This window comes from Almyronema sp. (assembly GCF_052168255.1).
GTDB lineage: Bacteria > Cyanobacteriota > Cyanobacteriia > Phormidesmidales > Phormidesmidaceae > Sphaerothrix > Sphaerothrix epifaneia.
In genome coordinates, this window is sequence record NZ_JBQLZL010000011.1 from 61153 (window position 1) to 72765 (window position 11613).

12 protein-coding genes are annotated in these 11613 nt (G+C 45.4%); 7 read left to right on the forward strand and 5 right to left on the reverse strand.

Annotation, left to right across the window (positions count from 1 at the left end; all coding sequences use genetic code 11):
- Positions 1-11: 11 nt before the first annotated feature.
- The gene (locus ACTS3T_RS02050) at positions 12-320 is read right to left on the reverse strand and encodes a hypothetical protein (protein ID WP_462934695.1); all 309 of its coding nucleotides are present in this window, start codon (positions 318-320) and stop codon (positions 12-14) included.
- Between ACTS3T_RS02050 and ACTS3T_RS02055 the strand changes: the two genes are divergently transcribed.
- The 4 genes from ACTS3T_RS02055 (at position 309) to ACTS3T_RS02070 (ending at position 4660) form a co-directional block, all read left to right on the forward strand.
- A complete protein-coding gene (locus tag ACTS3T_RS02055; protein WP_462934696.1) occupies positions 309-1490 on the forward strand; it encodes a hypothetical protein in 1182 nt (393 codons plus the stop codon). The genes ACTS3T_RS02050 and ACTS3T_RS02055 overlap by 12 nt on opposite strands.
- 79 nt (positions 1491-1569) lie before the next feature.
- Complete coding sequence (locus ACTS3T_RS02060) at positions 1570-2277, forward strand: class I SAM-dependent methyltransferase (RefSeq protein WP_462934697.1); 708 nt, start codon at positions 1570-1572, stop codon at positions 2275-2277.
- A gap of 31 nt (positions 2278-2308) precedes the next feature.
- On the forward strand, positions 2309-3454 hold the full coding sequence (locus tag ACTS3T_RS02065; RefSeq protein WP_462934698.1) for a glycosyltransferase family 4 protein: 1146 nt from the start codon (positions 2309-2311) through the stop codon (positions 3452-3454).
- A gap of 18 nt (positions 3455-3472) precedes the next feature.
- Positions 3473-4660 carry a glycosyltransferase gene (locus ACTS3T_RS02070; protein ID WP_462934699.1) on the forward strand — a complete coding sequence of 396 codons (1188 nt, stop codon included), beginning with the start codon at positions 3473-3475 and terminating at the stop codon, positions 4658-4660.
- An 89-nt stretch (positions 4661-4749) separates the two neighbouring features.
- Here ACTS3T_RS02070 and ACTS3T_RS02075 read toward each other — a convergent pair whose 3' ends face one another.
- The 3 genes from ACTS3T_RS02075 to ACTS3T_RS02085 form a co-directional block, all read right to left on the reverse strand.
- On the reverse strand, positions 4750-5262 hold the full coding sequence (locus tag ACTS3T_RS02075) for a Spy/CpxP family protein refolding chaperone (RefSeq protein WP_462934700.1): 513 nt from the start codon (positions 5260-5262) through the stop codon (positions 4750-4752).
- 175 nt (positions 5263-5437) lie between these two features.
- A complete protein-coding gene (locus ACTS3T_RS02080; RefSeq protein WP_462934701.1) occupies positions 5438-5932 on the reverse strand; it encodes a cupin domain-containing protein in 495 nt (164 codons plus the stop codon).
- Between the two features lie 182 nt (positions 5933-6114).
- A complete protein-coding gene (locus ACTS3T_RS02085; RefSeq protein ID WP_462934702.1) occupies positions 6115-6705 on the reverse strand; it encodes a DUF3611 family protein in 591 nt (196 codons plus the stop codon).
- Between the two features lie 201 nt (positions 6706-6906).
- Here ACTS3T_RS02085 and ACTS3T_RS02090 point away from each other — a divergent pair, with 201 nt between their 5' ends.
- The 3 genes from ACTS3T_RS02090 to ACTS3T_RS02100 are packed head-to-tail and all read left to right on the forward strand — an operon-like array spanning position 6907 to position 10232.
- Positions 6907-8310, forward strand: coding sequence for an amidohydrolase (locus ACTS3T_RS02090; RefSeq protein ID WP_462934703.1), 1404 nt, complete (start codon positions 6907-6909; stop codon positions 8308-8310).
- Positions 8311-8314: 4 nt separating this feature from the next.
- Positions 8315-9070: a hypothetical protein gene (locus ACTS3T_RS02095; RefSeq protein WP_462934704.1), complete on the forward strand. Its 756-nt coding sequence runs from the start codon at positions 8315-8317 to the stop codon at positions 9068-9070.
- 25 nt (positions 9071-9095) lie between these two features.
- Positions 9096-10232: a PP2C family protein-serine/threonine phosphatase gene (locus ACTS3T_RS02100; RefSeq protein WP_462934705.1), complete on the forward strand. Its 1137-nt coding sequence runs from the start codon at positions 9096-9098 to the stop codon at positions 10230-10232.
- Between the two features lie 240 nt (positions 10233-10472).
- On the opposite strand, the gene ACTS3T_RS02105 is transcribed toward ACTS3T_RS02100, so the two are convergent.
- On the reverse strand, positions 10473-11420 hold the full coding sequence (locus ACTS3T_RS02105) for a DUF4394 domain-containing protein (protein WP_462934706.1): 948 nt from the start codon (positions 11418-11420) through the stop codon (positions 10473-10475).
- Between the last annotated feature and the right edge of the window lie 193 nt (positions 11421-11613).

Below are 11613 nucleotides of genomic sequence, written 5' to 3' on the forward strand. Positions count from 1 at the left end.
TAAAAAACCTGTTAATTTAAAAGTTCGGTAAATATTGCCATGAAAACAAGCAGTTTAATTAAGCAAACGTCGCTTTTTTTTATAGTTTCTCTACTAGTCTCTACGTTTGTCGTTTTTTCAGACTTGACTTCGCCTTTAGATGAAACTCTTCGTAGTAATTCCTCACTAATTGTTTTATCTTTTTTAGTTAATGGTTTTTTTAGCTTGAGTCTTTTGTCGCTGTCTTTAGCTAAAGACGGTATATCTTTGAGGGTTGTTTTTTTTTCTTTAACTCTCTGTTTTTCTTTGCCGTACCCCTTGCTCAGTACTTGACAAACCAATGGATTTTTCTAACCGACTTTGATGACCTTGTATATGCGAATATTTTAATTTTAATTGCTATAGCTTGCTTTTATTTTGGTTACAAGCAAGGAATACGAAAGTCTCAAAAGATGCTAAAAAGATATTTAATTAAAAATATTTATTTTAGCAAAAGCTCTTTCTTTTTAGAAAATAAAAGGTTTGCTGCGGCAATCATTTTTATTGCCACATTTTTTGCTTTTGTAGTCTCAAAATCAGGATTTAGTTCACTACTCCTTAGAAGTCAAAGTGGAGTCACGCAAGCTGTAGGAGGATGGGGGCCGTTTGGTCTAGTGGCAGAGTACTTTTTTAGACCTCTACCTTTAATTCTGCTGCTCTTTTATCTTTATGAAGTTCAAATTAACCGCTGCCCTAAAAAATTGCAAAATTTTGTCTTCTTAGTTGGATCTCTTATTCTTTTACTACTTTTAAACTTTCCTACTAGTACTGCTCGTTTTTATACATTCACTGTTTATTTAGCTATTATTTTTGTTTTAAACAAGGCAAAGAAAAAAAGTTCGTTCTTTTATTTGTTTGTTTTAGTCTTTGGTTTGTTTGGTGCCAGTCTGATTGACATTTTTAGACATGTTGATGCTTTAACAAATGTAAGGCTAAATTTGAGCTTTGGTCTGAGTAACTTTTTTGTAGGGCATTATGATGCATACGAAAACTTTATTCATGGTATTCAGTATGTAGAACTGCATGGTAACACTTGGGGACAACAGTTGGGTGGCGCATTGCTGTTTTGGGTGCCTCGTAGTATTTGGCTAGATAAACCTATTTCCACCGGAGCTTATGTAGCTGAAAAATATTTAGGGTCACACTATGCGGTTTATAATAACAATCTTTCTTCTCCTTTTATTGAAGAGCTATACATAGATTTTCATATTCCTGCTATAGTTGTCGGCTGTTTTTTGCTTGGGCTTTTATTTGGTTATTTAGACTATTCTTATAAACAAGCAGTTGAATTTTCTAGTATCCACGCTCAGTTCGAAATTAAACCTCAGCCTCTCTATCTAGTTTTATATCCTACGTTAATTGGTTTGTCGCTTTTGTTGCTGAGAGGCTCAGCTATGTCAGCCTTAGCTTATTCATCGGGAATGGTTGCAGCTTATGTAGTACTGCGTTGTTTTTTAGTCAAAACCGGATAGCTTAATCAGGTTTTTGAACTAACTGAAATTCACTGGTTAGAAATAATTATTTTCCCATTTGTCCTTAAAAAATTTGCTTATGAAAACGATTTATACAGATGGAACATATTTGCAAACAACCAAAACTTGGCATGCTGAAGATGCTAACTGGAAAGCAGAGCAAATAAACAAGCTTATTCGAGCTAATCAACTTCAGCTAAATATTGTTGCAGAAATTGGTTGTGGCGCTGGAAGAATTTTAGAAGCTCTTTCTAAATTACAGGGTTTAGCTCAAACTAAGTTTGAAGGGTACGAGATATCTCCACAAGCTATTGAATTAACACACGGCATCAAAAGCAGTCAGATTACTTTCCATTTGCAGGATCTACTTGCAGAAACAGACGTAAACTACTTTGATCTTCTTCTTGTCATCGATGTTTTTGAACATGTGCCAGATTATTTAGGATTTGTCGGCAAATGCAAACGGAAAGCTAAGTATAAAATTTATCACATACCGCTTGATATTCATGTTTCTTCAGTTTTGCGAAGTAGTTTTATAGAAGGACGGTATACTTTAGGGCATCTCCACTATTTTAGTGCGGAGTCTGCGATCGCAACCTTGAAAGATACAGGTCATGAAATTCTTGATTTTGCTTATACGAATGCTGCTTTAGGTTTGTTTAAAGAACATCCCTCCGGCAAACGAGCAGTCGCAAATGTTTTCCGCTATTTGCTTTCGAGCCTTGTTGGCGTTCCCCTTACGGCTCGAATACTAGGCGGCTATTCACTCTTAGTTTTGGCAGAATGATTTTTTTGAGCGGAGTTTAAATATAACTTTTGTGGTTGTAAAAACACCTAATAAAGTTTTACTGCTTTTCGAGAATTATGGGCCTTATCATTTAGCTAGGCTTGCGGCCGCCCATAATTATAGTTGCCACTTTAACGCTCAAATTATTGGATTAGAACTCTCACGATTTCAAAAAAGATATATTTGGCATACACAGTTTGACAATAACTTTTCCCCTCTGGTTTCTGTTATTTCCGATCGTTTACTTGAAGAAGTTTCTAAGCGTGAATTATTTTCCAAGCTTTTTTTAACTCTAAATGATATCAATCCAGACGTTGTTGTTATTGCTGGCTATGCCGAGCCAGCCATGCTTGCAACTCTGCTTTGGAGTCTAATCCGCCGTAAGCCAGCCATCTTGATGTCTGAGTCTAAAGAAGACGACTACCCTCGATTCTTTTTTACCGAGCAACTAAAGGGTTGGCTAATAAAATTATTTAAAGCTGCTCTAGTGGGAGGTCAGCCTCAAAAACGCTATCTTATGAAGCTGGGTAAAGCTGCCGAAAGCATTTTTACCGGATACAACGTCGTTGGCAACGAAGCCTTTCATCCACAAAAAATCAGGCACTTACCTTCCCCTTTGGCTAAACCCTATTTTCTAGCGATTAATCGCTTTGTGCCTAAAAAAAACTTAGATTTGCTGCTTAAGGCTTATGCGATATATCGCCAACAGGCAGGCCACCAAGCTTGGGATTTGGTGCTTGCGGGTGATGGAGAACTTCGGGTTCAGATCGAACAACAAGTCAATCATTTAAGTTTGCAGCCCAGTGTTCATCTGCCGGGTTTTCTGCAACAATCTGACTTGCTACCTTACTTCGCCCATGCTGCCTGCTTTGTTCACGCTAGCATTCAGGAACAATGGGGTTTAGTGGTTAATGAAGCTATGGCCGCCGGACTGCCTGTGATTGTTTCAAATCGCTGCGGATGTTTTGAAGATCTGGTCATTGAAGGCGTCAATGGTTTTGGCTTTGACCCAACTAGACAGCTACAGCTTACGGAACTGATGCTCAAAGTTAGCGCTGGTAATGTTGATTTAGATAAAATGGGGACGGCTTCGCTAGCGCACATACAAAAATTTTCTCCCGTTTATTTTGCCCAAGGACTGAAGCAAGCTGTTGAATATGCATTAGCACACGCTTAGTACCGCAAAAATTTGACTATGAAAGTTTTGATGATTGCTCCCTATTTGGGAGAAAGGTATGGGGGTACCTCAAAGGCCATCAAAGATTTAGCTAGAAGTCTTGGCGAACAATCTCTTCAGCTTGATTTAGTAACTACTACCGCAAACGAGCGTACAAAGCTCACAGTTCCGCTTAACAAGTGGATCGAACAAGATACGTATCGAATTCGATATTTTCCCTGCTGGTATCGCCATACGCTAATTGTTAGTTTTAGTTTGCTGTCCTGGTTATTAAAAAACGGAACCCAATACGATCTTGCTCATACTCACACAATTTTCTCGCCTCTAATTTTAGGAGTTCACTTTATCCTTCAAACGCAAAAAATTCCTTATATTACGACTCCCCATGGCATGTTAGAACCGTGGGCATTGGCTTACAAAGCCTGGAAGAAGAAGATTTATTATTCTGTATTTGAGCAAAAATCGCTGCAACAAGCAACGGCTATTCAAGCCCTCACGATCGCAGAAAAGCAGCAAATTCAGTCTTTGGGTTTTAAAACAGTCGTCAAAATTCCCAATGGCATTTATCGCAGTCAGTTTGAACAACTGCCACCAACTCAAATATTTTTTGACGCCTTTCCTTTTCTCAAAGATAGGTCGCTCATTCTTTTTCTTGGCAGAATTGACCCCAAAAAAGGACTCGATCTTTTAGCAAAGGCTTTTGCCCAGGTAGTCGCTGTTGATTCGACCGCTCATTTAGTAGTCGCTGGCCCTGATAGCATCAATTTTTTGCCGACAGTGCGCCGTTATTTTGCGCAGTCTGGTTGTGAGCAACAGGTTACTTTCACCGGAATGTTGACTGGCACGCTGAAGTTTTCTGCATTGGCGGCTGCCCAAATTTATGTAGCGCCCTCTTATTCGGAGGGTTTTAGCTTATCTATTTTAGAAGGCATGGCTGCGGCTCTGCCTTGTGTATTTACAACAGGGTGTAATTTTCCAGAAGCTGCCGCAGCAGAAGTTGCTTACGAAGTGGATGTGGAAGCTAACGCGATCGCAGCGGCTTTGATTACCTGCTTACAACAACCTCAGCAGGCGATCGCGATGGGGCAACGAGCCAAGCAGTTTGTTTTTGAAAACTATACGTGGGACATCATTGCTCAGCAAAGCTTAGAAGTATACCGCTCAATTCTGCACAAGCCTGGGCTAAAGACGTCGCTTGCTGCCTGAATTGGGGTTAATCCTGCAAGCTAACAAGCGCTTTTAGCCTTTTGCCCCTTGGTAGCGGACTTTAGCTGAAGGGCAACTGATCGTTGGCTTTAGCGGTTCTGGCGGTTGAGCATTTGATCGAGTTCTTGTTGCTGTGCTACCGAAAGCGAACGATAAAACCGATCGAAAGCGGGTCGCACCTGGTCAAACACGAGAGTCGCCGACTCAGATAGCGCTTGATACATCGCTAATTTTTCTGGTGCCCGCTGAGCCGTTGTGGAGGCGGCGAAGTCATTACAAAACTCAGTAAAGGCGATCGCCGTACTGTTTTGTAGGGTTTCTTTAACTTCTCTAAGCAGCCCTTTCTGGCTTAGAGCTAGGTCAAGCTGCAATTCCACAAAACGAGCGCCCGTTTCGATAAAATCATCGCGGCGATCGCTGCACACAAACGTAAAACTGTTGCGCCCTAAATCTTGGCTAGCCTGTTTGAGCCGACCTGCTTCAGTAGCCTCAAAAGCGATGGCTTGGGTATGTAGCTGAGGACGAGCGGCTACAAATAATAGCAGCGTTACCAACGCAGCATTGGCCAGCAGCGAAACCCTAAACACCAGATTGCGCTTCATCCACTTTCACCTAACTCATTTACAAGAACACAATCGCCCTTATTGGCTATGTCGAGTTTAGCGAAGCCTGAGTTCCATGCAACCCCACTTTATGATTCCTCAAGCTGGGGCAGAAGGAATTTCTAATGCTTGGCTACAGTTGTCAAAATTTCAGCTATCTCAAATTTGATGAATTTTACGGCTGAGAGATCCAATTGTCGGAACGCTGTAGGACAGCTAGGTCTTCGGCATCTAGCTCAACTGGCGTGCCGCCGCGAATTAGCTCAGCAAAATTTTCGTTAGGCACCATAATACAGAGGGCATAAAGCCGGGTAGAGCCTGTATTTTCAATCACATGCACGCCTGTGGGCGGCACTAAAATACTATCGCCCGCCTGAATAGGAATAGTTTTGCCATCACAAACCGCCTGACCTTGCCCTTTCAACACAAAAAACATTTCTACCGCAATTTGATGGCGATTAGGGGGGGTTTTGCCGCCAATATCAAAAATTTCCACGCAATAGGTAAGCGAGACATGGGCTGTTGCCGGATCAAACACGATCGCTAAGCGGTTAGTATCGGTCGGACTGATGCGGTAAGCCTGATAGTCACTGGGCGATCTGAAAACGGGTAAAACGCAGCTTTCAGTACGGGTAAGACGATTGTTCATCATCGCGCTAGTGTAGGGCATCTAGCCAGTTAAAAGGGTGCTTCAAACTACGCTAAACTCTGCAGGCTCACCTGAGAGTAGTTGCGCAATATTACTGAGAATATGCCAGATAGACTGTATAAATTATTTAAGTAAATTCAATTTTTCGTCAAAGGTTGGCCGCTTTCTACACTAAACCTGCATCGATTCGTAAAGAAACGGCTTTATCGAATGCGGCGTGCCAGCCAAATACCTGCTCCACTGCCGATCGCATGAGCTGCAACCAAATTGACGTTGGCAACAATGACTAAGATATCCAAAACCCGAATAACCTTATCGGGGGTATAAATGGCGGCTCCTTGGGGCTGAGAAATGGCTTTGGCAAGCAGTACGCCAACGCTGATTTCTGAGCCAAGGGTCGCCAAGCCCAAGCCGACCAAATTCGTCAGCAAAAATAAGTCAACTAGCCCCAACGTATCTGCTTTGCTAGGGTGCAAAGCCGGATCCGGGCGACGCAGCCAGCGTCCGTAGCGAACCTGACGCAAAGATAGAAAAACGCTAAAAGCCAAAGCCGCAATGCTACAGCCTGCCAGAAAAATGCCCACCCCTAAGAAAACGCTGTTGCTTTCGTCGTTAATGTTGCGTCCAAAGATGGCTAGCAGCAAAATAGTGAACGAAATGATTGCGATCGCCAACTGCAGCCAAAGACTCAGCCAGCCCGTTAAACGTAGCGTCGCTGAAGCTTGTTCTACTTCGGGTGGAATTAAAGCCGACTCAGGCGGTACAGTCGGGCTAGGAGAAGGAGAGTTCATCATGTTCAAGCATTCAGACAATTGCCTAAATTGTGGCGTACTCAAGGGGGCAACTCATCCCACAGGAGAGTGAGATTATCTCAGTTAGCCTCGCTCAGCGATCGCCTTGGGCAAATTGAGCGCATATTGACCAGATGAAAACTGTTCAAGCCTGCGATCAAAGGCTATTATCAACCGTTATTCACACAGCTACCCTGAACCTCTGTGAACTTTACGATTCAAAACGCCCTACTTGCCCACGAAACTGGCTATCAAACTGGTGACATTCAGGTTATAGATGGCAAAATTGCCGCTATCGGTACCGCTTTGACGCCTCAAGGCCAGACAATCGACGCGACCCACAAACTTTTGCTCCCTGGTTTTGTCAATGCCCATACTCACTCTTCAGAGATGTGGCAGCGCGGAGCGATCGCCCCTTTGCCCCTAGAACTTTGGCTTTCAGAACTTTATCAATCTCCGGCGCTAACACCTGAGCAAATTTATCTCAGTGCGTTGGGAACTGCCATTGAAACCCTGCTTTCTGGCGGTACCAGCGTTATTGATCATCTCGTAATGATCCCCGGCCAAGAACTAGACTCTATTGCAGCAGCGGTGCGGGGGTACCGGGAAGCGGGTATTCGAGCCTTTATTGCCCCGCTCATTCAAGATTTGGCAGAAACAGAAGGTCTACCGTCAGGAAGCCCGAAGTCGTCTCCGCCGATCTATCGCCAAGAGGCCGCCGAGATTCTCGCCTGGATGGAAACCGCCATTGAGCAATTTCACCGTCCGGAGGATGGCATTAGCTTGTTGGTAGGGCCAACAGGCATTCAGCTTTGTTCGGATCAGTTGTTTGCAGGCTGCATAGCCCTAAGCGATCGCTACACCTTATGCCGCCACACCCATCTTTTAGAAACCAAAGCTCAACAGCGCTTAGCTGAAGAAAAGTATGGCTGTAGCGCTGTAGAGCATCTCAGTCGGCTTGGCTTTTTGGGGCCACAAACCTCTTTGGCTCATTGCATCTGGCTCAACCAGGCTGATATTGCTATTTTGGCCGCTAGCGGTGCCAGCGTCGTTCACAATCCCCTGAGCAACCTGCGTTTGGGCAGCGGCATTGCCCCGATCTTAAAGTATCTGCAAGCGGGCATTAACGTGACCTTCGGTTGTGATGGTACGGCTAGCAACGACAGTCAAGACATTCTAGAAGCGATCAAAATTGGCACCTTGCTCCACAACACGACCGACCCCGACTATCATCACTGGATCACACCGAACCAGGCGATCGCCATGGCAACTCAGGGCGGCGCGAAAGCGCTCAACCAAAGTGACCAGTTGGGGGCGATCGCCGTAGGGCAACAGGCTGACTTTGTTCTCTATGATCTCACCAGTTTGGCCTTGCTACCCCCCACTGACCCGATCGGATTGCTGGTGATGGGTCGCCCGGTCAACGTTGTAGACAGCGTTTGGATAGGGGGCAAACAACGGGTAGCTGCTGGTCAGGTGCTAACGGTTGATCTTTGGCAACTGCGTCAGCAGCTTTTAGCCCAGGGGCAGTGGCAATCCCGTTGCATAAATCCGGCCACAACTCAGCTAGAACCCCGCTATCGCTCTGTAATGGGCTTGCCACACTAAAGCCATGACAAGCCTTGTTCTTTTGAGTAATTTAATTTTGGTGGGGCTAACCGGGTTTTATGCCTGGTTTGTGCTCAGGCTTTTGCAACAGTTACAGCAAGAACAAACGCAATATCGGGAAACGCTTACTCAGCAACTTCAGCTAACCACGCTTCCTTATTTACACTGGGATCTACGCACTCAGGCTGATGCCGAGTCGCTGCTGCTAGATTTGTTCAATATTGGCAACGTCCCCACTTACGACATTTTGGTTGGAACGATTGCTGCCTATAACGAAGAAACGCTGGATATTCCGACTTTCATGCGAACCTGCATTCAGCCGCGCCACCGTAAGTATCCCCTACAGGCAGACAAAGTAGGTTACTATGGCATCCGCACTAGCCTAAGACTGTCTTTATTGCCTGCGCAAAAGCAAGTTACTCTACCCCTAGCGCTGCAACTCCGTCCAGTCGATATTTATGTATTAATTCAGTATCGGGAATTACTAGGTAACAATTACTATCAGCTATGTTGTTTTTCTGACATTGATGAATCAGGGTTGTATCGCGCTAATCTGTTGGAACCTGGCAGACCTGTGGCCATGCCCCGGATTCATTTTCATGATTTGAATGCGGTTGAGGGTGTAGAGGCGACTGACGAAGCCGACGCTTATTTTTTGAGAGACTTTATTGAGCTTTGGAATCATTCTCTGCCGCATCGGCTAACGTTAGCTGATGAGCCTGCAACGTCTTCTCAAGACTCAGTATCGTATGACTTCTAAACTCGATTACCTTATTCCCTAGCTTATGGCTCATATTCTGGTAATTGACGACGATCCGATGACTCAGCGCCTGCTCCAGCGGCTTTTGCAAGGGCAAGGTTACACCGTTACTATTGCCCAAAATGGACGAGATGGCTTGATATTAGCGGAGAAAATTGATCCCGCTCTGATCGTCTGCGATTGGGTATTACCAGGGGATATGAGCGGTTTAGATATCTGCCAGACGGTTAAAAAAAACCCCGATCTCGCCACAACATTCTTTTTGCTGTTAACGGCTCGCGATAGTTCCGCCGATCGGGTAAAAGGGCTAGACGCTGGCGCTGATGACTTGCTAACAAAACCAGTTGATATTAATGAACTCAAAGCCCGCGTGCGGGCGGGGTTGCGCTTTCATCAGTTGACCCGCGATCTCAAAACCCAAAAACAGCTATTAGAAGCAGAACTCACTGAAGCTGCAGACTATGTGCGATCGCTGTTGCCTAACAACCTCGAAGGCAAAGTGCCCATTGAAGCCCGGTTTATCCCTTCCCGCCAGTTGGGGGGAGATTGTTTTGATTATTACTGGTTAGATCCAGATTATTTGGCTATTTACTTGCTCGATGTTTCGGGGCATGGGTTAGGCTCAGCGTTGCTGTCAACTTCTGTCCTCAATGTGCTGCGCTCCCAGTCGTTACCGAATGTCAATTTTTATCGGCCTGAAAAGGTTCTTCAAGCGCTGAATGAAACCTTTCAAATGGACGATCAGCACGACAAATACTTTACGATTTGGTACGGCGTTTATAACTGTGCTACCCGGCAGTTGTCCTATGCCAGCGCCGGACATCCGCCGGCTGTGCTGGTTACTCAGTCAGACAGCGGAAAAAATCAGGTTGATTGCCTGAAAACACCGGGCATGCCTATCGGTATGCTGCCGGACACACGCTTTATTTGGCAGCGGACACAGGTACCGTCAAAAAGCAGTTTGTTTGTCTTTAGCGATGGCATTTATGAAGTGCAAGAACCGGGTGAGGCGGCTCCGCTAGATCTGTATTCTTTTGTCTCACTTTTGGCCGACAAACGGATCGGTCAAACAATAGACAGTGTGTTGGCTCATGTCAGAACCCTTCGCGCTGAGGAAACCTTTCCGGATGACCTGTCTCTGCTCAAAATTGACTTTAATTAGCGAGTCGGCTCTTAAGTACCCATAGCGGGTTGCCCTGAAGAAAGGGGATGGTTTTTGGCCAATTTCAATCCCTAGAAAACCTTTGACAGAGTGCTAGAGGGCGATCGCAGTTGACCTGCCCTCTATTGCCGCTCAAGGTCAAAGGCAAAAGCTAAAGGCCGCTTGAAACGTTTCCTGTAAGCGGCCTTCAGCAATTTGAGTTTCCCCCTTAGAGACGACAGCGATCCCTTCTGTTGTTGTCTAGAGATCACCCGAAAGGCGACTAGACGCTGGCGATCGCCGCAAAGTAAACAGCGTCAGCAGGCTCAAAGCAGCAAGGCTGGTAATCATGCCTGGTTCAGGTACAGCAGTTGCAGCCAACCCAATGAGCTTAGTATCCTCACCACCAAATGTTCCAATCGCCATTGCCTCAGCCGATGCCAGATCAACCGAATAAAGCGTTGAGCCAGAAGCGGCATAGGCAATGTTGATGCCCTCATCAGGTGAAAAGATATCAAAACCGCCCAGGGCGCTGAAGTCAATCCCCAGCGAACCAATCGTACTTAAGCCACCTGCATTGGCAGGATTTTGGAGATTGAGCGTATCAAGCACATAGTCGATTGCATACAGTTGCGTTGTTCGACCTGCTGGTGCCCCCAAAAAAGAGTTGGTGTACCCAACTGCTGTGATGTTAGGGTCAACCCCAAAATTTACGTCCCCGGCAACGTAGGCTAAAGTGCCATCTGGCTGTACGCCTGCCGTGTTGGGATCGAAGTCAGCGATCGCCCCCGTATCGACATTGATACGAAAATTTTGATCGTTCACGCCTTCTAGACGGAGGCGATCAGCAGCGGGGTTAAAGTCAAACCCAGACTGTTGATTGCCATCATAAGACAAAGGAAACAGCGTACTCTGAAAAGTGGCGGCTCCAGTTCGGGTATCAATGGTGTAGATGTTGTCTGTATCGGTAATGCCGTAGAGCAGCCCATTGGCTGGGCGAAAATCAATGCCTAGCAAAGTGCCATTAACCCCAGTGACATTGAGGGTTTTAACTGTATTGGGCTTGTCTAGGTCAAAATACAATAAAGAATTGCTATCGTCTAAGCCAAACAGCCGCGTGGTTGCCGCCTCCGCCGCTCGACTGCTCAATAGATTTAGCGTTGCTGCCGTGGTTAAAGCAACGATCAGACCCAATTGTCTTAGCTTCATAGAACCTCACCAAAAATTAAGCGATATTGACAGACAGATAGCAAAAAGGATCTACAGGTCAACCAGCACTGCCTGAGATAGCTGGATGAAACGGCATCTCCGTATTTTTGCGGTCGTCTGATTCGTTACGGCGATCGCGGGCGCTAAGATGCTGATGGAGCAATCAGGATATGAAAGCTTTATCAAACTGGTG